Annotated in this window: 16 protein-coding genes; 7 read left to right on the top strand and 9 right to left on the bottom strand. The window is 63.8% G+C overall.

Annotated elements, in window-relative coordinates; all coding sequences use genetic code 11:
* Window positions 1–76: 76 nt before the first annotated feature.
* A complete protein-coding gene (locus tag CXY74_RS02945) occupies window positions 77–2,923 on the top strand; it encodes an aconitate hydratase (protein WP_104199055.1) in 2,847 nt (948 codons plus the stop codon).
* A 148-nt stretch (window positions 2,924–3,071) separates the two neighbouring features.
* Window positions 3,072–5,021, top strand: a complete 1,950-nt coding sequence (gene dxs, locus CXY74_RS02940; RefSeq protein WP_104199054.1) for a 1-deoxy-D-xylulose-5-phosphate synthase — start codon at window positions 3,072–3,074, stop codon at window positions 5,019–5,021.
* 135 nt (window positions 5,022–5,156) lie between these two features.
* Here dxs and CXY74_RS02935 read toward each other — a convergent pair whose 3' ends face one another.
* The 4 genes from CXY74_RS02935 to CXY74_RS02920 all read right to left on the bottom strand — a co-directional run bounded on the left by CXY74_RS02935 (window position 5,157) and on the right by CXY74_RS02920 (window position 10,410).
* On the bottom strand, window positions 5,157–7,325 hold the full coding sequence (locus CXY74_RS02935; protein ID WP_104199053.1) for a 3-hydroxyacyl-CoA dehydrogenase NAD-binding domain-containing protein: 2,169 nt from the start codon (window positions 7,323–7,325) through the stop codon (window positions 5,157–5,159).
* Window positions 7,322–8,527, bottom strand: a complete 1,206-nt coding sequence (locus CXY74_RS02930; RefSeq protein ID WP_104199052.1) for a thiolase family protein — start codon at window positions 8,525–8,527, stop codon at window positions 7,322–7,324. The genes CXY74_RS02935 and CXY74_RS02930 overlap by 4 nt, the downstream gene beginning before the upstream one ends.
* 97 nt (window positions 8,528–8,624) lie before the next feature.
* A complete protein-coding gene (locus CXY74_RS02925) occupies window positions 8,625–9,827 on the bottom strand; it encodes an HRDC domain-containing protein (RefSeq protein WP_233193181.1) in 1,203 nt (400 codons plus the stop codon).
* Window positions 9,820–10,410 carry a DUF3000 domain-containing protein gene (locus CXY74_RS02920; protein WP_104197892.1) on the bottom strand — a complete coding sequence of 197 codons (591 nt, stop codon included), beginning with the start codon at window positions 10,408–10,410 and terminating at the stop codon, window positions 9,820–9,822. Before CXY74_RS02920 ends, CXY74_RS02925 begins: the two co-directional genes overlap by 8 nt.
* Before the next feature lie 106 nt (window positions 10,411–10,516).
* On the opposite strand from CXY74_RS02920, the gene CXY74_RS02915 reads away from it, so the two are divergent.
* On the top strand, window positions 10,517–11,704 hold the full coding sequence (locus CXY74_RS02915; RefSeq protein WP_104199050.1) for a S9 family peptidase: 1,188 nt from the start codon (window positions 10,517–10,519) through the stop codon (window positions 11,702–11,704).
* Here CXY74_RS02915 and CXY74_RS02910 read toward each other — a convergent pair.
* Together CXY74_RS02910 and CXY74_RS02905 are read right to left on the bottom strand one after the other, a co-directional pair.
* Entirely contained in the window at window positions 11,677–12,105 is a 429-nt protein-coding gene (locus CXY74_RS02910) for a SufE family protein (RefSeq protein ID WP_104199049.1), read from the bottom strand. The two genes, CXY74_RS02915 and CXY74_RS02910, sit on opposite strands and share 28 nt — an antisense overlap.
* Entirely contained in the window at window positions 12,102–13,007 is a 906-nt protein-coding gene (locus CXY74_RS02905) for a sulfurtransferase (RefSeq protein WP_104199048.1), read from the bottom strand. Before CXY74_RS02905 ends, CXY74_RS02910 begins: the two co-directional genes overlap by 4 nt.
* Before the next feature lie 154 nt (window positions 13,008–13,161).
* Here CXY74_RS02905 and zapE point away from each other — a divergent pair, with 154 nt between their 5' ends.
* Window positions 13,162–14,214, top strand: a complete 1,053-nt coding sequence (gene zapE / locus CXY74_RS02900; RefSeq protein WP_104199152.1) for a cell division protein ZapE — start codon at window positions 13,162–13,164, stop codon at window positions 14,212–14,214.
* A 157-nt stretch (window positions 14,215–14,371) separates the two neighbouring features.
* Entirely contained in the window at window positions 14,372–15,592 is a 1,221-nt protein-coding gene (locus CXY74_RS02895; RefSeq protein ID WP_104197895.1) for an ammonium transporter, read from the top strand.
* Between the two features lie 205 nt (window positions 15,593–15,797).
* Here the strand turns inward: CXY74_RS02895 and CXY74_RS02890 are convergent, their stop codons facing one another.
* Window positions 15,798–16,979 (bottom strand): MarP family serine protease, encoded by a 1,182-nt coding sequence (locus CXY74_RS02890; RefSeq protein ID WP_104199047.1) that lies wholly within the window; start codon window positions 16,977–16,979, stop codon window positions 15,798–15,800.
* Between the two features lie 177 nt (window positions 16,980–17,156).
* Between CXY74_RS02890 and CXY74_RS02885 the strand changes: the two genes are divergently transcribed.
* Window positions 17,157–17,888 carry a YqjF family protein gene (locus tag CXY74_RS02885; protein ID WP_104199046.1) on the top strand — a complete coding sequence of 244 codons (732 nt, stop codon included), beginning with the start codon at window positions 17,157–17,159 and terminating at the stop codon, window positions 17,886–17,888.
* 67 nt (window positions 17,889–17,955) lie between these two features.
* Window positions 17,956–18,540, top strand: coding sequence for a hypothetical protein (locus tag CXY74_RS02880; protein ID WP_104199045.1), 585 nt, complete (start codon window positions 17,956–17,958; stop codon window positions 18,538–18,540).
* A gap of 69 nt (window positions 18,541–18,609) precedes the next feature.
* On the opposite strand, the gene CXY74_RS02875 is transcribed toward CXY74_RS02880, so the two are convergent.
* Together CXY74_RS02875 and CXY74_RS02870 are read right to left on the bottom strand one after the other, a co-directional pair.
* Complete coding sequence (locus CXY74_RS02875; protein ID WP_104199044.1) at window positions 18,610–19,260, bottom strand: SDR family oxidoreductase; 651 nt, start codon at window positions 19,258–19,260, stop codon at window positions 18,610–18,612.
* A gap of 35 nt (window positions 19,261–19,295) precedes the next feature.
* On the bottom strand, window positions 19,296–20,009 hold the full coding sequence (locus tag CXY74_RS02870; RefSeq protein ID WP_104199043.1) for a M50 family metallopeptidase: 714 nt from the start codon (window positions 20,007–20,009) through the stop codon (window positions 19,296–19,298).
* Window positions 20,010–20,484: the final 475 nt, after the last annotated feature.

The following is a 20,484-nucleotide window of genomic DNA, read 5'->3' as shown; positions in this document are numbered from 1 at the left end:
GCACGAGGCTGTGCCTGCCAGAAGAATTGAGGATTGCCGCCGGTCTCCCGTCGGCTCCCACAACGGAGAGGGCATTGTGTCGGAATCAACAAATACCGCGGTAAACAGCTTCGGAGCCAAAGACACCCTGCGCGTCGGATCGACGGAATATGAAGTCTTTCGTCTGGACGCGGTCGACGGCTACGAGAAGCTGCCATACAGCCTGAAGGTGCTGCTCGAGAACCTCCTCCGCACCGAGGATGGCGCCAACATCACCGCCGAGCACATCCGCGCTCTCGGCGCGTGGGTACCCACCGCTGAGCCCGACACCGAGATCCAGTACACGCCGGCTCGCGTCGTGATGCAGGACTTCACCGGTGTTCCCTGCATCGTCGACCTCGCCACCATGCGCGAAGCCCTCGTCGAACTCGGCGGCGACGCCAAAAAGATCAACCCGCTCGCCCCGACCGAAATGGTCATCGACCACTCCGTTGTGGCCGACCTGTTCGGCACGACCGACTCGTTCGAACGCAACGTGGAAATCGAGTACGAACGTAACGGTGAGCGCTACCAGTTCCTCCGCTGGGGCCAGACCGCGTTTGACGACTTCAAGGTTGTTCCGCCGGGAACCGGCATCGTGCACCAGGTCAACATCGAATATCTCGCGCGCGTCACCATGACGCGAGAGGTCAACGGCGTTCTACAGGCCTATCCCGACACGTGTGTCGGCACCGACTCGCACACGACCATGGTCAACGGCCTCGGCGTGCTCGGCTGGGGCGTCGGCGGAATCGAAGCCGAAGCAGCCATGCTCGGCCAGTCCGTCTCCATGCTCATTCCGAAGGTTGTCGGCTTCAAGCTCTCCGGAATCATCCCGGCCGGCGTCACCGCAACGGACGTCGTGCTCACCATCACCCAGATGCTGCGGGGGCACGGCGTCGTCGGCAAGTTCGTCGAGTTCTACGGATCGGGCGTGGCCTCTGTCCCGCTCGCCAACCGTGCCACCATCGGCAACATGAGCCCCGAGTTCGGCTCGACGGCCGCCATGTTCCCGATCGACGACGTCACGCTCGGCTACCTGCGCCTCACCGGCCGCAGCGAGGAGCAGGTCGCGCTGGTCGAGGCCTACTCCAAGCTGCAAGGACTCTGGCACAACCCCGACCAGGAGCCGGTCTTCAGCGAGTACCTGGAGCTCGACCTCTCCACGGTCGTTCCCTCGATCGCCGGACCGAAGCGCCCGCAGGACCGCATCGTCCTCTCCGAGGCCAAGACCCAGTTCGAGCGCGACCTGGACAACTACGCCAATGCGCCCGTATCCCTCGTGGACGCGGCAATAGAGGGCACTTTTCCGGCCTCAGACCCGATCGGCCTCACTCCGCAGGACGAAAAGACCGCGCACAACCACGCGTTCGAGAGTGGCCTGGCCCGCCACACCAGCCACCCGACGCAATCGCACCCGCAGCCGACCGACGTCATCCTGGCCGACGGCCGTGAGTTCACGATCGACAACGGTTCCGTTGCGATCGCGGCCATCACTTCCTGCACCAACACGTCGAACCCGAGCGTTATGCTTGCGGCCGGCCTGCTGGCCCGCAACGCAAGCCTCAAGGGCCTCAAGAGCAAGCCGTGGGTCAAGACCACGCTCGCTCCCGGCTCCAAGGTCGTCACCGAGTACTACGCGAAGGCCGGCCTGAACGGCTACCTCGAAGATCTCGGCTTCTATCTCGTCGGCTATGGCTGCACCACCTGCATCGGTAACTCCGGCCCGCTCGAAGATGAAATCTCCACCGCCGTGCAGGAGAACGACCTCGCCGTCACCGCAGTGCTCTCGGGTAACCGCAACTTCGAGGGACGCATCAACCCCGACGTGAAGATGAACTACCTGGCCAGCCCGCCACTCGTCATCGCCTACGCCCTGGCGGGAACGATGAACTTCAACTTCGACACCGACTCGCTCGGCACCGACCAAGAGGGCAACAACGTGTTCCTCAAGGACATCTGGCCTGATGCCGACGAGGTGCAGAAAACCATCGACGAGTCGATCGACTCGAACATGTTCGAGACCCAGTACGCCGGTGTCTTCGACGGCGACGAGCGCTGGCAGTCGCTCGAAACTCCCGTCGGCGACACCTTCGCCTGGGACGCTGAGTCCACCTACGTGCGGAAGCCTCCGTACTTCGACGGAATGACCCTGGAAACCAGCCCGGTTGTCGACATCTCCGGTGCTCGCGTACTCGCCAAGCTCGGCGACTCCGTCACCACCGACCACATCAGCCCGGCCGGTTCCATCAAGGCAGACGGCCCTGCCGGCCGCTACCTGGCCGAGCACGGCATCGAACGTGGCGACTACAACTCCTACGGCTCGCGTCGGGGTAACCACGAGGTCATGATTCGCGGAACGTTCGCGAACATTCGCCTGCGCAACCAGCTCCTCGACAACGTCGAGGGTGGTTTCACCCGCGACTTCACCGTCGCCGGAGGACCGAAGGCCGACATCTACGATGCCAGCCAGAACTACCAGGCCGCCAAAACGCCCCTCGTCATCTTCGGTGGCAAGGAGTACGGTTCGGGTTCCAGCCGCGACTGGGCAGCCAAGGGCACGAGCCTTCTCGGCGTCAAGGCCGTCATCGTGGAGAGCTTCGAGCGCATCCACCGCTCGAACCTCATCGGTATGGGTGTTGTGCCGCTGCAATTCCCGGTGGGTGAGAGCGCCGATTCACTCGGCCTCGATGGTACTGAGATCGTTTCGGTTTCGGGTATCACCGAGCTGAACAACGGAAAGACCCCGAAGACCGTGCACGTGACCTGCGCTCCGAGTGAATTCTCGGCAGCAGGCAAGGCTCCGGTCGAGTTCGAGGCTATCGTGCGCATCGATACGCCGGGCGAAGCCGAGTACTACCGTAACGGCGGCATCCTGCAGTACGTGCTGCGCTCGCTCGTCTAAGCCAGTAAGCGCGCTGGAAGGGCTTCGCTCTACCAACACGACACCGGCGCGTAGACTCGATTCATTCGGGTCTGGGCGCCGGTTTGTGTCAGTGCCGGTTCAACCAATTCAACAGATTCGTGATCAAACGACGTGAAAGGTGTGACGGATGATCCTTCTGGAGACAATTCATGGTCCCCGGGACCTCGATGGTCTCTCGAAAGAGCAGCTGCCCCAGCTGGCCAGCGAGATCCGTTCCTTTCTCGTGCGGGAGGTTTCCAAGACCGGTGGTCATCTGGGTCCCAACCTCGGCGTCGTTGAGCTGACCATTGCCATCCACCGGGTCTTTCATTCGCCGATCGACCCCATCGTCTTCGACACCGGTCACCAGTCCTACGTGCACAAGCTGCTCACCGGGCGCCAGGACTTCAGCAAGCTTCGCCAGCTCGACGGACTTGCCGGTTACCCACAGCGCTCCGAGTCCGAGCATGACATCGTCGAGAGTTCACACGCGTCGAGCTCACTGTCCTGGGCCGACGGCATATCTCGCGCCTTTGAAATGACCGGCCAGACTGAGCGACACGTCGTCGCCGTCGTCGGCGACGGAGCACTGACCGGGGGAATGACCTGGGAAGCGCTCAATAACATCAGCGATGACAATACCCGCAAGCTCATCATCGTGGTCAACGACAACGGGCGATCCTACGCACCGACCATCGGCGGTATGGCGCGTTTCCTCAACACCATCCGCACGCGGGCCAGCTACCGGGATGCCTACCTCACCAGTAAAGACGTGTTCGATCGCCTGGGTGCGCCCGGACGCGCAGTCTGGCGCGGTGTGCGCGGTGGCATGCACGGTTTCCTCGCCCGGGTCACCAACAACGAAGCCCTGTACTCCAACCTCGACATCAAATACATTGGTCCCATCGACGGGCACGACGTACACGCGATGGAAGAGGCCCTCACCCAGGCCAAGGGTTACGGAGCACCGGTCATCGTGCACGCCATCACGCAAAAAGGTAAGGGCTACGACCCGGCCGTCAAGGACATCGCCGACCAGTTCCACGCGGTCGGGCAGATCGACCCGGAAACCGGCGAATCTGTTGAAGAATCCGGTGCGGAATCCTGGACCTCGGTCTTTGCCGACGAACTATTGCAATTGGCGATCGGCAACGAGCGCATCGTGGGCATCACCGCCGCCATGCTGCGTCCGATCGGCCTGCATAAGATGGCCGAGCGTTTTCCTTCCCGCGTGCACGACGTGGGAATCGCCGAACAACACGCGGTGACCAGCGCGGCCGGCCTGGCCTACGGTGGTCTGCACCCCGTCGTCGCGCTCTATGCAACGTTCATCAACCGCGCCTTCGACCAGGTACTGATGGACGTTGCCCTGCATAAAGCCGGAGTCACCTTCGTTCTCGACCGCGCCGGGGTAACCGGGCCGGACGGCCCCAGCCACCACGGCATGTGGGACCTCGCTATTTTGCAAGTCGTTCCCAATATTCGCCTGGCGGCACCGCGCGATTCTGTTCGGCTGCGCGAAGAACTGGCTGAGGCCGTTGTCGTCGACGACGGACCGACGGTCCTGCGCTATCCCAAGGGCACCGTCGGGATCGAGTTCGATGCCATTCGCCGCCTCCACGACGGTGTTGACGTGCTCCAGGAATCCACCCAGCTCGACGTCCTCATTGTGACAGTCGGCCCCATGGCGGCGATGGGGCTCGACGTAGCTGACCGCCTCGCCGCCCAAGGCATCGGTGCAACCGTCGTCGACCCACGCTGGGTCGTGCCCGTGCCGCGGAGCATCATCGGCCTCGCTGCCGCGCACCGTATCGTCGTCACGATCGAAGACGGCATTCGCGTGGGTGGGATCGGTACGCGGATCCGTCAGGACCTCCGCGAGGCGGGCGTCGACACAGCGGTGACCGAACTCGGCTTGCCCGATCAGTTCCTCGATCACGGCAGCCGTGCCCAGATTCTCGAGCGGGTCGGACTGACCCCGCAGGTGATCGCCCGCGATGTGGTCGCGATGGTGCTCGGCAGCAAGATTCCCAACGCCCGGCCGCTGCCTGCCGATTACACCGACACCGGTGCCATCCAGGTAACCCGCCGCGACTAACCCCCTCCGCTGTCCCGCACTGCCCCTTCCGGTCCCGAATACGGACGGGGCCCGGGCCCCGTCCGCGGGCCCAGTTTATAAACTGGGCCCGCGTTCACAAGGTGGGCCCGGTCACCAGACCGCCCGGAGGCCCGGTTAGCCGCGAGTGACCGCGGGCACGGACGCAGCGATACCGCGGATCGGCGGCGTGTGGAACGTACCGCCGAACACTCGCTCACTCGCGCCGACGCGATCGAGGTACGGGGTGATGCCGCCCATCTGGAACGGCCAGCCGGCTCCGAGGATCATGCAGAGGTCGATGTCCTCGGCCGCGTGCACGACGCCTGTCTCCAGCATTCGCTTGATCTCGTCGACCAGGCCGTCTTCAACCCGCTGCAGAATCTTCTCGGCCGTCATCGGTGTGGCGCCGCCGGCGACGATCTTCAGTGCGCCCTTGTCGAAGCCCGTGCGGCGTCCCTTGCCGTCGCGCTCGAGAATCTTGCCGTGCTCGGCGAGCCTGTGCAGGTTGTCACTCTCGAAGAAGCGTTCGGGGAACGCCGCGTGGTGCGTGTCGAGCACGTGAGCGCCCACGGTGAGACCGACGAGCTCGAGCAACTCGAACGGGGTCATCGGCAGTCCGAACGGCGCTACGGCGGCTTCCACGACCTCGAACGGCGTGCCGGTATCCACGGCGTGCATGGCTTCGCCGAGCAGCTTGGCGAGCACTCGGTTGACCACGAAGCCGGGAGTGTCCCTGGTGATCACGGCGTTTTTTCGCAGCTTACCGGCGATGACCATCGCGGTGGCGAGCGTCACTTCGTTGGTCTGCGGCGTGTTCACCACCTCGATGAGTGGCATCACGGCAACCGGATTGAAGAAGTGGAACCCGACCAGGCGCTCCGGGTGCGCGAGCTTCGCGCCGATCTGTTCGACCGAGAGCGACGAGGTATTGGTGGCCAGAATCGCGTCGGGCGAGATAACCTTTTCGATCTCGGCGAACACCGACTGCTTGACACCCAGTTCTTCGAAGACAGCCTCGATCACCCAGTCGGCGTCGGAGAACGACGATTTGTCGGTCGTGCCGGTGACGAGTGCGCGCAGGCGATTTGCCTCGTCGGGGGAGATGCGGTTCTTGGCCTGGAGCGCGGCGATTTCGTCGTGGATGTACGCCACACCCTTATCGACGCGGGCCTGGTCCAGGTCGGTGATGACGACGGGCACTTTGAGGCGCCGCACGAACAGCAGCGCGAACTGGCTCGCCATAAGGCCAGCGCCGATCACGCCGACCTTGGTGATCGGTCGGGCCAGTTTCTTGTCCGGCGCTCCGGCCGGCCGCTTGGCGCGCTTCTGAACGAGATTGAAGGCGTAGATGCTCGCCTGCAGCTGATCGCCGGCGATGAGGCCGGCCAGTGCGTCATCCTCGCGCTGAAAACCTTCGGCGCGACTGCCGCTCTTGGCCGCCTGCAGCAGGTCGAGTGCCACATACGGTGACTGGGCGACCTCGCCGATGCGGTTGACGAGCATCTTGCGGGCGATGCCGACGGCCACGTCCCACTTGACGAGGCGCTCGATCTTGCCGGGCGCATTGGGCCGCGACACCTTCTCGCTGCCCGCGATGACGCCGTCGGCCCAATTGATGGAGTCTTCGAGGAACCGCGCCGACGTGAACATGACGTCCGCGATACCGAGCGCGAGGGCATCCGCTCCACTGAGGGTGCGGTTGTTCTTGAGGGGGTTCTCGATGATGACTTTCAAGGCATTTTCGATGCCGATCAGGTTGGGCAGCAGATAGGAGCCGCCCCAGCCGGGGATCAGACCGAGAAAAACCTCGGGAAGCGCGATCGCGGGCACGGCCGCGTCCACGGTGCGGTATGCGGCATTCAGGCCGATTTCGAGTCCGCCGCCGAGCGCGAGCCCATTGATGAACACGAACGAGGGCACGCCGAGCGTGCCGAGCTTGCCGAGGGCGTGGTGGCCGAGCTGGCTGAGTAGCTTGCCGGCCTCGAGCGAGGGGATTTCGGCGACCTTGCTGAGGTCGGCGCCGGCGGCGAGAATGAATGGCTTGCCCGTGACGGCGACACCGTGGATCTCCCCGCGCCCAGCACGAGCGGTCAGTGCGTCCATGGTGGCGGCGAACTCCAGCAGGGTGACCGGGCCGAGCGTGTTCGGCCGGGTGTGGTCGCGCCCATTGTCAAGGGTGACCAGCGCGAGCGTACGGCCAGCGGTGAGCGGCACATCGCGCACAAAAGAGTGCGTGACGACCTCGTCACCGGAGATCGCGACGAGCGAACTGAAGTCGAGGGAATTGTAATCAGTGGTCGTCATCGTTTGGCTGCCTTCTTGTTGAAGTGCGGGTTTTCCCAAATCACGGAGCCGCCCTGGCCGAGGCCGACGCACATTGCGGTGAGGCCGTAGCGCACCTCGGGGTGCGATTTGAACTGGTGGGCGAGCTGGTTCATCAGTCGAACGCCGGAGGAGGCGAGCGGATGCCCCAGCGCGATCGCCCCGCCGTACTCGTTTACACGGGGATCGTCGTCGTCGATGCCGAAGTGGTCGAGAAAGGAGATGACCTGTACGGCAAAGGCTTCGTTGAGCTCGAACAAACCGATGTCGGTGATCGACAGGCCGGCCTTGCGCAGTGCTTTCTCGGTGGAGGGCACCGGCCCCAGGCCCATGACCTCCGGTTCCACGCCGGCAAAGGCGAAGCTAATCATGGTCATCTTCACGCCGAGGCCGAGTTCCCTGGCCGTGGCGCCGCTCGCCATCAGGCAAGCGGATGCGCCGTCGTTCAGACCGGACGCGTTGCCCGCCGTGACGCGGCCATGCGACCGGAACGGCGTGCGGAGGGTTGCGAGGCCCTCGAGTGTGGTGTCCGGGCGCGGTGCTTCGTCGCGGGTGGCGAGGCCCCACCCGGATTCGCTGCGGGTGGCAATGGGAATCAGGTCGGGCTGAATGTTTCCGGCCTCGTAGGCGGCCGCGACCTTCTGCTGGCTGCGCAGCGCGAACCGATCGGAGCGTTCCTTGGTGTACTCGGGGAACCGGTCGTGAATGCGTTCGGCGGTGGCACCCATGTTCAGGGCGTCTTCGCTGACCAGCCGCTCGGAGAGGAACCGCGGGTTCGGGTCTGCCCCGAACCCCATCGGGTGGCGGCCCATGTGCTCGACGCCGCCGGCGATGGCGAGGTCGTAAGCGCCGAAACCGATGGAGGACCCCATCATGGTGACGGCAGTCATCGCTCCGGCGCACATGCGGTCAATCGCAAAACCGGGGACCGATTTCGGAAGACCGGCCAGTAGAGAGGCGGTACGCCCGAGGGTCAAACCCTGGTCGCCGGTCTGGGTCGTGGCTGCGATAGCGACATCATCGATGCGGTCGGGCGGTACACCGGGGTTTCGTTCCATCAGCCCGATCATCGCCTTGACGACGAGGTCGTCCGCTCGGGTATTCCAGTACATACCCTTGTCGCCGGCGCGTCCGAACGGGGTTCGAACTCCATCCACAAAAACGACTTCTGCTCTCTCGGCCACAATGCCTCCCGTACGTCAAACAGATCCGAAGCGGCCTGTTAGCTCTGAACCGATCCTAGGGTGACCCAAATGGGCCCCTCGAATCGTTTGCAGGTTTCTACGACTTCAGATCCGAGATGCGATCGGCTGTTTGTGGAATCTCTACAAAAGCATCCGCTATTAATTGTGCGGTCACGTCAATTTGCCAGCGCCGGGCTCCTAAAACACTGAGGGCCTGCCCAACGGATGCCGTGTCAGCCGGTTCTGGCGGCGACCACGACACCCGACGCAGGTAGTCCGGGGTGAGCAGATTCTCGAGGGGAATCTCGAGTTCATCCGTGACAGTCTGCAGCGCAGCGCGCGCCGCCCGATAACGCACATCGGCCTCCGGATTGCGGTCGGCCCAGGCGCGCGGCGGCGGCAGGGTGTCGCTGGTCGCCTTGAGCGCTGGCAGGTCGGTCGTCGTTCGACCGCGCTCAATGGCGGCCCACCAGCGTTCGAGCTCAGTGCGACTGGCGCGACCGCTGAACTCGCGCAGATCGGCCAGGGCCTGTCTCGTTGCCGGCAGCACGCGTGCGGCGGCGAGCAAGGAAGCGTCGGGAACGAGGCGCCCGGGGGAGACATCGACGTCACGGGCGAATTCATCACGGGCAAGCCACAATTCGCGGGCAACGGCCAGATTGCGCTGTCCGTGCAGGGAGTGGATGCCCGCCAGTCGCCGCCAAGGATCAATGCGCGCAGCCTTGGCCCCTTTGGCCAGGGTTGCGGCGAACTCCTGGTCGGCAATGTCGGTCTTATCGGACTCGGCGAGCAGGTCGACCATGCGGTCGCGCAGGTCCGGCAGTAGCTCGACGTCGAGAGCGGCGTACACCAGCCACGATTCGGGCAGCGGCCGGGTCGACCAATTCGCGGCAGAATGCTCCTTGGCGAGGTGGATTCCGAGCAGCTCTTCCACCACGGTGCCGAGGCCGACCCGCGGGATGCCGAGCAGCCGGGCGGCGAGCTCGGTATCGAAGATGTGGGCCGGGTCGAGTCCGACCTCGCGCAGGCAGGCGAGATCCTGGCTCGCGGCATGCAAAACCCACTCGGCGTCGGCGAGCGAATCGTTCAACTCGCTGAAGTTGCCGATCGGCGGCGGGTCGAACAGGAACGTACCGGCGCCGCGACGGTAAATTTGAATCAGGTACGCGCGTTGCGAGTAGGTGAAACCGGATGCCCGTTCCGCGTCGACCCCAACCGGCCCGTTCCCGGCGGCCAGAGCGGCCGTCGCGGCGAGGTACGCCTCTCGAGTGTCGATGACATGGTGGTGCGATTCAGCCACGGGCTGCTCGGCGTGCTGATAACATGCTGACTCCTTCCCCAGCGGGAGGGAGTCCGGCGAGCATGCACAGCAGCTCGCCCCACCCCTCGACGTGGGCGGTGAGATTGTGATTCAGGGGCGTCCACGACGCACGCAGCTCAATCTGCGCACCATCTCCCTGTTTGGCGAGTGCGCCAAAGCCTGATGAGATTATTTTAGTCGCCGTTCCGGAGGCCGCGGTGTACTTGGCCTTGCGCGAGTCGAGGGCATCGACGAGCCACGTCCAGGTGACCTCGGCCAAAAACGGGTCGAGCCCGATCTCGACCTCAAGCGGAGCGTGCGCGAAACAGACGACGCGGAAGGCGCCATTCCAGCTTTCTGGTTCCTCCGGGTCGTACAGCAGGATGAATCGGCCGGTTCCCAGTTCGGAGTCGCTGCCATGCCGCACCGGCCGGATATTGGCGGCCAAGGCGATCGAATACGGGGCGAGTTGTGCGGGAGCGGCAATTTCGGTGACGACCAGTTCGGCCCGGCTCGTGGCACGACGAATCGCTGTCAACGCCGCAGCAAACTCCGCGGGGAGCGATTGATCTGTTTCGGGCACGTCTGCAGACTAGAGTTTTTTCTGGGTGTTGTCCGTGAGGCACGCCGATCAGTCGGAGGTGCACGTGCACGACCCACAGCCCCCAAACAGGCGTCATGATCACGTTTTGCGCGCGATTCTCGGCGTCACCGGCATCGTCATCGCCGGCTCTGCCGTGGCCATCGTCGGTGCCGCCGGTGTGCTTGCGGGGGTCATGGCGAAGACCATTGTCACACCGCCCGCAGCCCGTAGCGATGACACCCGGGTTGTTGCGGTCGACCTGCCGAGCGGCACGATCACACTGCAACGCCATCGCGATTCCGTCCTTGCGGGTGACTACAGCTTCTTCTTCAGTGCGGGCACCGGGCATGCGCGGGTCGGTGAGATTACCGCGCGCTCGGCCGTGACCGTCACCCGGCGCATCCTCACGGTGGACTACGGCGACCTCGCCGCTGCTCGCCGAGGTCGGTTCAGCGGCTGGCTGTACACCAGCCCCGCCGACCTTGGTTTCGCCTGGGCTGAGGTCATCATTCGAACTCCCGTGGGGCCAGCGCCCGCCTGGCTCGTTCCAGCGGATGCCGCCATCCGTTCGACAGGGTGGGTGATCCAAGTGCACGGCCGGGCCGTGCGCCGCGAGGAGGCTTTACGGGCCGTGCCGGTATTTCACGCGGCCGGCTACACCTCGTTGCTCGTCTCTTACCGAAACGACGGCGACGCTCCCGCCAGCACTGATCGCCGTTACGGCCTCGGCGACACCGAATGGCCCGACGTGGACGCCGCCATCGACTACGCCGCCGCGCACGGGGCGACGAGCATCGTGCTGATGGGTTGGTCGATGGGCGGTGCCGTGGTGTTGCAGACGCTGACCCGCGGTGGACGCGCGGACCTGATCGTCGGTGTCGTGCTGGAATCGCCGGTCATCGACTGGCGAGATGTTGTTGACGCGCAGGCCACAGATCGTAAGTTGCCGAGGCTGATCGCTCGCGGCGCTGTCGTTGTGCTGGGGGCGCGCTGGGCCCGGCGCCTGACCGGGCAAGACGCTCCCATTGATTTTGCCAGGCTCGACTTTGTGGAACGCGCCCGCGACGTGCACCGTCCCGTTCTTCTGTTGCACAGCGAGGACGATGGTTTCGTGCCCCCGACCGGGTCGCGTCGACTCGCCGACCGACGGCCCGACATGGTGACCTTCGTTGCTTTTACCGAAGCCAGACACACGAAGCTATGGAACTACGACCCCGATCGGTGGAACGAAGAAATCGCAGCTTGGCTGGCGCAGTTGCCAACGCCTCAAGCAGCGAGTCGCTCTCGGAGCTGACGTTTGGCCCGGCCAAGCATGGCGCTCATGCCGCGCAGGCGCAGCGGAGAGACGGCTTCGCTCAAGCCGATGGACTGGGGATAGTCATCGGGAACGGCGAGCACCTGCTGGGCGCTCAGGCCGTCGAGCCCCTGGGCGAGGATTGACGCAAACCCCCGCGTGGTCGGCGACTCGCGCGGAGCAGTGGCGTGCAGGTGGAAGGCACCGCCGGCGTCCAGGTCGACGAAAATAAAAACCGGCGATTGGCATTCGACGACACGCTCGAGCAGGTCGGGGTGATCCTGAAAATTTTTCGGAAGTTCCGGCAGGTCATTGGCGAACTCGAGCAGCAAGAGCAGACGGTCCTTCTGTTCGAGTGCCAGAAAATCCTCCCGAATCTCCGCTAGCAGGTCTGCGCTCATGGGCGTGGTGCCGGCGCGGCACCGGGTTCGGTACCGACCGCGATCGGCACGGCGACGGCGTTGCCCCACTCGGTCCAGGAACCGTCGTAGTTACGCACATTCTCGAAGCCGAGCAGGTAGGTCAGCACAAACCAGGTGTGACTCGACCGCTCACCGATGCGGCAATAGGCGATCACGTCGTCGCCGTCCGACAGGCCTGCTTCCCCGCGGTAGATGTCGTCCAGCTCGGTGCGGGTGCGAAAAGTGGAATCGGTGTCCGCGGCCCTGGCCCACGGAACAGACGCTGCTGTAGGAATGTGGCCGCCGCGCAGGGCTCCCTCCTCCGGGTAAGCGGGCATCGTCGTGCGGACGCCGCTGTACTCGTCGTCGGAGCGCACATCAATGAGCGGGTTGCCAAAATGGGCGAGCACGTCGTTCTTGAAGGCGCGAATCGGGGCGTCGTTACGCGAGACCACCGGGTATTCCGTGGGGGTGACGGAGGTGGCATCCGTTGTCATCTCGCGCGCCTCGGCAAGCCATTTCGTGCGCCCACCGTCGAGCAGGCGAACATCGTCGTGGCCGAACAGGGTGAAAACCCACAGGGCGTAGGCGGCCCACCAGTTGCTCTTGTCGCCGTAGATGACCACGGTGCTATCGCGGGTGATGCCCTTGCTTCCCATGAGGGCGGCGAAGGCGGCGCCCTCGATGTAGTCGCGGTTGACCTTGTCGTTGAGGTCTGTGTGCCAATCGATTTTCACTGAGCCGGGGATGTGTCCCACTTCGTACAGCAAGACGTCTTCGTCGGATTCGACCACGACCAGTCCGGCGTCATTGCGGTGTTCGGCGAGCCAATCGGTGGAAACCAGTCTGGAAGGGTGGGCGTAGGTGGCAAACTTCTCGGTGGGATCGAACGGGGCAGACATGTAACCTCCAGTGGGCAGCGGATGCATACGGATTTGGGTTGACCGCGGATTAGGCTTATCTGGTCCACCCCATAAATCTACGCGGTGCCGGCACCCAGCGCACTTGCACACACTGCGCATTCGCAGCACGAAGAACGAGAACGGGCGATTCAGCATGGCACCAGAGGCCCACGAGAAGGCGCACCACACGGTTCCGCAATTGGCCGACCGAACTCCGAGCATCACGGGCCGGGAAATAGTGGCCGAACTGGTGCCGCCTCCCCAGTTTGAACACGCCTCGTTCGAGAACTACCGGCCGGATCATGACTACCCGTCCCAGGTCGCGGCCGTCGAGAAGCTGCAGGAATTCGTGAACCCCCGCCCGGCCGGATTCTTTTCCCGCCGCCGGCAAGCGAAGGACGACCTACCGGGCATCTACCTCGATGGCGGCTTCGGTGTCGGCAAGACGCACCTGCTCGCAGCGCTCTGGCATGCCTCGACCGGCCCGAAATACTTTGGCACCTTCATCGAGTACACCGCCCTCGTGGGCGCCCTCGGCTATCAGGAGACCATCAAGGAGCTGCGCAGCGCGAAACTTATCTGCATTGACGAGTTCGAGCTCGACGATCCGGGCGACACCATGGTGATGACCCGACTGCTCGGCGAACTCGTCGCCACCGGCACCCGCGTCGCCGCCACGTCGAACACCCCGCCCAACTCGCTCGGCGAGGGCAGATTTGCCGCGCAGGACTTTCTCCGCGAGATCTCGGCGATGAGCGCCAACTTCGAGACCCTGCGCATCGACGGTCTCGACTACCGTCGGCGCAACGTCACCGGGCAGGCCGTGGCGGTTGAGCCCGAGGCACGTGAACACCTCGTCAACACTTTGCTAAAGCGTGGTTCCAAAGTGACCGAAGATGACTTCGGTTCCCTGATTCGTCACCTGGGCACCGTGCATCCGTCCAAATACATCAAGGTCATTCGTGACGTCGAGGTTATTGCTCTGCGGGGCGTCTTTCTCCTGACCGATCAGTCGGACGCCCTACGTCTGGTCGCGTTCATTGACCGCGTCTATGACGCTGAGATTCCGATCGTGGCCAGTGGGCGTCCGCTCAATGAGGTGTTCGACGACGAGATGATGGCAGGCGGATATCGCAAGAAATACCAGCGGTCGCAGTCACGCATGGTCGCCCTCACTACGGGAGAGTTGCCGCCGCACACCGAATGACCCTGAAATCTGGCGTTAACAATTTGCCAGCGCCCGTAACCGCAACGAAACACGTCGGAACGTTTGTTGTAACAGTCACCTCAGATACTGGACTCGTATCCGAGGTGGATCGCCTCGCGCTACGCCCTGCACATTTGAGACGCGTGAGGACAATTCTATGGAAACCGGAAGCATTGCCTGGGGGCTGACCGCCACCGCGCTCGTGTTGTTCATGACACCGGGTGTCGCCTTCTTCTATGGCGGGCTGGTCAAGGCTAAAAGCGTCATCAGCATGATGATGATGAGCTTTGGTGCACTGGGCCTCATCAGCGTCCTGTGGATTCTCTACGGCTACAACATGAGCGCAGTGAACGGTCCCACCGAATTCGCCGGCAATCCGTTCTCCGACTTCGGTCTGGGCAATCTCGCCATGGGAGAGACGGGTAGCATCGACCTGCTCGGCGCCACCTACGGTGCCACATTCGCCATCATCACCGTTGCGCTCATCAGCGGGGCTGTGGCCGACCGGGCGAAGTTCGGATCCTGGATGATCTTCGCGGGTATCTGGGCGACCCTCGTCTACTTCCCGGTCGCAGCCTGGGTCTGGGGCGGCGGCTGGATCATGAAGCTCGGTGAAACGTTGGGCCTGCCGAGCGTCATCGATTATGCCGGTGGTACCGCGGTGCACATCAATGCCGGTGCCGCAGCCCTCGCGCTGGCCCTGGTGCTCGGCAAGCGCGTCGGGTTCCAGAAGGGCATCACCAAACCGCACAATGTACCACTCGTGCTCATCGGCGCCTCGATTCTCTGGTTCGGCTGGTTCGGTTTCAACGCCGGTGCTGAATGGCTCAATGGCCTCGCCAATGTCGGCATCATCGTTATCAACACCCTGGGCGCCACGGCAGCGGCCATCCTCGCCTGGATGCTCGTGGAGAAGTTCAAGGACGGCAAAGCCACCTCGGTGGGCGCAGCATCGGGCGCTGTTGCCGGCCTCGTCGCCATCACCCCGGCCTGCGCCAACCTGGAGCCGGGTTGGGCACTCCTGCTCGGCGGACTCTCCGGCGCCGTTTGCGCCCTCGCCGTTGAACTCAAGTTCAAGCTCGGCTTCGACGACTCGCTCGACGTCGTCGGCATCCACCTCGTCGGTGGCATCATCGGCACCCTGTACCTCGGCTTCTTCGCCATCAACACGGGACTCTTCACCGGAGGCGACCTCGGTCAGCTCGCGGTGCAGGCCATTGCAGGCTTTTCGGTTCTCGTCTACTCCTTCATCGTCGCGTACCTGCTTGGCCTCGCGATCGAGAAGACCATCGGCTTTCGCATCAAGAACGAAGACGAACTGGCCGGGATCGACACGAGTGTGCACGGCGAAGAGGGTTACGCCCTCGAGCGTGTCTAGCTTCTGACTTCGTCAGTGTGAACTGTCTGCCTGGCATGGGGCGGCGCGGAATACGGGTTGACCCGCTTCCCGTGCCGCCCCTCGTGCGTTGCGCGCTTCGTTGGCACCGCGCGCTGTTCGTGCGAAGCACATTGGTGCGGGGCAGAGTTCGTGCGGGGCAGTGTTGGTGCGGCTGTGTTTCTGCGAGCGAGCGGATACCGGTGGTTCAGCCGCGAACGCAGGTTCCCGATGATACCGGGGAGCTCAGACCGGGTGCCTGGCTGATAACCGGCTGCACTTCTTCGAGCGCGAGGGCATAGCCGACGTTCTCGGTGTTGGACGCCTTGGCAAAGATAACGCCGACCACCAGGCCGGATTCGCTCAGGAGCGGTCCGCCCGATTCGCCCTGCTGCACGTCCGAAGCCACGGTATACACCTGGCGGGGCGTCGGGTCCTGTCCATAAATGTCGGCGACGCTGATGGTGCCGATCGAGATGACCTGCGCCGGATCGGAGACATATGGACCTCCGAAGGGATACCCGTCGGCGGCTGCGCCGCTGCCCGCCGGGAGATTTGCGCCGACGGTCAAGGGTGCAGCATCAAGGCCGGGCACCGAAATGATGGCGAGGTCATCGACCGGGTCGAAGTACACGATTTCGCCGGCCATCGTTTCACCGGCCGGCGTTTGCACGACGGGCTGGCTCACGCCAGCGACGACGTGCGCGTTTGTGACGACGCGGCCGTCAGAGACGACGAAGCCGCTGCCGGACTGGCTCTGCCCGCAGGCGTATGCCGTTCCGGTGATGCGTACGACCGACTGCGCCGCCACGGCCAGTGCCGGGCTGCTCGTGTCGGCTTCGGCGGCATCCGGTGCCGGTCCCGCGAATGCGTCGACGATGCGCGGCAGACCCTGCTGCACGGCCAATGAGCGCAGCTCGGCCAGGAGCGCCTTGACCGGGTCGGGGGTGAGAGAGTCAATTCCTGAGACGACGGTGGAGGAGGCGATGGCGGGGGACAGGAACGGGATGCCCAGGGCGCCGATGCTGAACGCGACCATCGACGCGACGAGGGCCGAGGCGACAGCGGCAAACGCTGATCCCAACACGCGGTTGAGGGTGCCGAGCGGGGAACGCCGTTTCCGGCTACCGAACATGCCACCCACCGACACACCGATCGAATGGCCGATGAGTACGAGCAGAATCGCCACGGCGATCGTGGCCGGAGTGCGCCATTCGGCCGCCGGCACCCAGGCACCCACGAGGGGCACGACAAAGAAGGCGGCTATCCCGCCGAGCACGGCTCCGACGATGCCGGTGAGGCTTTGCAACAGTCCGCTGCGGTAACCATTCACGAGGGCTACAAACAGGATGAGAACGAGAAAGAGGTCGAGAACGGTCGAACCCGGCATTCGTCTCCTCATCTGTGGTTCGTGTGGTGCAGCGCGACGATTTTGTCTTCTTCATGTTTACACAGGCCGCCTCCGCGATTGCTGAGCGGAACCGCCTCCCTGCATGCATTCCCGGGTGATCAACATGCGCAGGGGGTGCCCAGCGAGTACCGTGAGGCAGATCGAGAAAGGATTCGTATGGCGAACGCTGAGGCACATCCCATTTCCGCGATAGCACCGCCCCTGGCCGGAAGGGCCGCGGCGAGCCAGCGCTGGTCGCATGTGGTGTTTCTGCACTGGCGAGTGGATGCTGCTCTGGTCGCGCCGTTGTTGCCGAAAGGCCTCGTCCCCGACGAACACGACGGGTCGAGCTGGGTCGGCCTGATTCCCTTTGTGCTCGATCGCGCCACCATTCTCGGGAGCCCGCCGATTCCGTACTTCGGCACCTTCGTCGAAGTGAATGTTCGACTCTATGCAGTCGACTCCGAGGGCCGTCGCGGTGTCGTGTTTGTATCACTGGAGGCCGGTCGCCTCGCGGCCGTGCTGGCTGCCCGCGCCCTGTTCGCATTGCCCTACATCTGGTCGCGCACCCGACTCACGATTGATTCCGGCCAGTACCGGTACAACTCAACGCGACACGGGGACCATGCCAAGCGCGCAGAGATCGTGGCGCGACCGGGTGCAGGTGCTGTCGTTGATGATCCGTTGGCAGATTTTCTCACCGCACGATGGGCGTTGTTCACGAGCATCCGTGGGCGGACCGTGCATTTGCGCAACCACCACGAGCCGTGGCCCTTGTTCGGGGCCGAGCTGGTCAGTCTCGATGACACGCTGTTGGCCGCGGCTGGTTTTGCCGGCCTCACCGATCGCGCGCCTGATTCTGTGCTTTATTCACCCGGCGTTACGACCTGGTTCGGCCGGGGAAAGTGACGACGCCAGCACTCAGAAAGATCTGGAAAAATGATCGTCACAGACAAATCCACAAGAGGAGCACACCATGGGATTTCTTGACTTTCTGCTGGGCCGCAAGGAGCAATCACCCACGGACAACCGGTCAAACCGTTCGACCGGCGCCCCCACGCGCAGCGAGGATGAGATCGCGGTCGAGCGCTACCAGTACCTGCTGCGCACGGCCCCACCCGAAACCATCGAACAGGTGCACAGCGAGGCGTTCTCAAAGTTGACCGACGAGCAGCGCGACATTCTCTTTCGCCAACTCACCGAGAACGTCGAACCGAGCGAACGCCCGGCGGACGCCGCACCGGCCACGCTCGCCCAAGCCGCGACCCGGGCTGAACTGCGTCAGCCCGGCACGCTGACGCGCTCGTTTGGAAACCAGAACGGAATGGGCTTTGGCGGCATGATGGGCAGCTCGCTGCTTGGCACCGTTGCCGGATTCGTCATTGGTTCGGCACTGGTCAGCGCCTTTATGCCGATGGATGGCGGCGGTACGGATGCTGGCGGTACGGACGCCGACGCCGACGCCAACACCGAAACCAACGCGGACCCCGCGAGCGATGCGGGCGGCGACTCCGGCGGAGATTTCGGTGGCGATTTTGGTGGCGGCGACTTCGGCTTCTGAGCCTGTTAAATTCTGGGCCTGTACGCTTCTGGGCCTGTTAGCTTCTGGGCCTGTACGCTTCTGGGCCTGTTAGTGAATAGCGGCGATGGCCTCGCCGATCGGCACGTCGCCGTCGGTGAATTCAATGAACGTGCCCACGGTATTGTCGTCCGCCAGCACGGCCGCGGCAACGAGCGCCACGTTCTCGCGTGAGGTGTCACCAGTCGCTTTCGAGCCCACATTGATGGAGCCCGTCGCGGCGGCCAGGGTCAACGTGCTCGGTCCGAGAATGGTCCAGTTCAACGAGGTGGCGCGCAAATAGTCATCGGCGGCAGCCTTGGCCTCGTAGTAGGCAAACATGCCGTCGTCGGGTGAGGCACCGTGATCGGCACGTGACCCCAGATACGACACCATCAGGTAACGGTTGATGCCGGCTTGCGCGGCGGCATCCATCGAGCGGATGGCCGCGTCTCGGTCCACCGCGTACGTGCGCTCTGCGCCTCCTCCGCCGGCGCCGGCGGACCAGACCACCGCATCATGCCCCGCGAGCGCTTTCGCCATCTCATCCGCCGACAGGTGCTCGACATCCGCTACGAGCGGCGTTGCACCGGTCGCCGTTACGTCGTCGACGTGTTCGGGGTTGCGGATGAGCGAGGAGACATCATGTCCCGCAGTCGTGAGCAAACGGGCCAAATGGAGGGCAACTTTTCCGTGTCCGCCGATGATCGCAATTTTCGTCATGCATTCAGCCTCCCACGATTGACTGAAAGCGAGTCTTAGATTCGAATAAATTCGAGCAGCCGGGCGCTCAGGGCAACGCAGACCAGTTGCACGGCGGTGAAAACGGCCACCCAAAAAATACCCGGAATGTGGGTGAGCCTGGCCAATTGATCGGCGTCCGACGAGGAGCCGCCCCGACGCGACCGGGATTGCTGCAGTTCGAAAGACGTGCGCAGCGATCCGAAAAGGAGAACCAGGGTGACCAACAGCGCGAACATCCCTTGCACCTGGGGCGACCCAAACCAGGAGACACTAAACACGACGGCGCCGGTGACGGCAACCGACCAGAGCCCGAACCAGTTGCGGATCTGTACGAGCAGCAATGCCAGCAGCACGAGAAGTACCCATAAGAGGCCCACGTCGTAGCCCAAACTGAGTAACCAGGCCGCGCCGAGGCCGAGCAGCCCTGCGGCCGGGTAGCCGGCGAGCAGGGTGAAGATCATGCCGGGGCCGGCCGTGCGTCCCCGACTCACGGTGAGCCCGGAAGTGTCGGAATGCAAGCGGATGCCGCCCAATCGCCGCCCGCTCAGCACGGCGACGATACCGTGGCCGCCTTCGTGCACGATCGTGATGACGTGCCGCGCGAGGCGCCACATCGGAGGAAAGAGCACGATCACAGCAGCTGCTGCCACGGTTAGCCAGGCAATGAGCGGTTCCAGCGCGGCATGTGGTGTCGTCATGCGTTGCCAGATGTCGAGAAGTACGTCCATGTTTCTCAGACTAAGTCGCCTAGACCGCGCGAGGCGATCAACAAAAAATACCCCCCGCTGACCGGGGGGTATTACTTGGTGGGCGATGCGGGACTTGAACCCACGACCTCTTCCGTGTGAAGGAAGCGCGCTACCCAGATCGACCCACGAGAACGCCGGAATACCCGCGAAATTACAGGGATTATGCTCACGCAAAGTCAGCTGAATACATCGCTTCTCAGCGGGGTTTGTGTTTTTTCCGTGTTTTTTTGAACTTCAATTCGCGACACAAGACACTGTTCTCAGGCGCAGCGGCGCATCGGTCATTGGGACTAGAAATAGGTGCCAGCGTCCACATCACGGGCGGCGAGTTCAGGTCGTGAGAGCAACCCGCTGAATTCTCCACGGTGTTCTCCAAGGCGCCTCGACACCGGCGCAATCGAGAGGGTAGCTGAGCCGTATTACTTGGGCACGGTCCGGTGGTCACCGTCCGCCA

Origin of the sequence: Cryobacterium sp. Y29, assembly GCF_002929825.1 — a bacterium.
Lineage (GTDB): Bacteria > Actinomycetota > Actinomycetes > Actinomycetales > Microbacteriaceae > Cryobacterium.
The sequence above is the reverse complement of the archived record's forward strand: the minus strand, read 5'-3'. Positions and strand labels throughout refer to the sequence as shown.

Coding starts and splice junctions, on each gene's coding strand:
- CXY74_RS02910 (WP_104199049.1), bottom strand. CDS start 12,105: ATGAGCGCAGACCTGCTAGCGGAGATTCGGGAGGATTTTCTGGCACTC.
- CXY74_RS02885 (WP_104199046.1), top strand. CDS start 17,157: ATGGCGAACGCTGAGGCACATCCCATTTCCGCGATAGCACCGCCCCTG.
- zapE (WP_104199152.1), top strand. CDS start 13,162: ATGGCACCAGAGGCCCACGAGAAGGCGCACCACACGGTTCCGCAATTG.
- dxs (WP_104199054.1), top strand. CDS start 3,072: ATGATCCTTCTGGAGACAATTCATGGTCCCCGGGACCTCGATGGTCTC.
- CXY74_RS02870 (WP_104199043.1), bottom strand. CDS start 20,009: ATGGACGTACTTCTCGACATCTGGCAACGCATGACGACACCACATGCC.
- CXY74_RS02890 (WP_104199047.1), bottom strand. CDS start 16,979: ATGCCGGGTTCGACCGTTCTCGACCTCTTTCTCGTTCTCATCCTGTTT.
- CXY74_RS02875 (WP_104199044.1), bottom strand. CDS start 19,260: ATGACGAAAATTGCGATCATCGGCGGACACGGAAAAGTTGCCCTCCAT.
- CXY74_RS02935 (WP_104199053.1), bottom strand. CDS start 7,325: ATGACGACCACTGATTACAATTCCCTCGACTTCAGTTCGCTCGTCGCG.
- CXY74_RS02905 (WP_104199048.1), bottom strand. CDS start 13,007: ATGTCTGCCCCGTTCGATCCCACCGAGAAGTTTGCCACCTACGCCCAC.
- CXY74_RS02880 (WP_104199045.1), top strand. CDS start 17,956: ATGGGATTTCTTGACTTTCTGCTGGGCCGCAAGGAGCAATCACCCACG.
- CXY74_RS02895 (WP_104197895.1), top strand. CDS start 14,372: ATGGAAACCGGAAGCATTGCCTGGGGGCTGACCGCCACCGCGCTCGTG.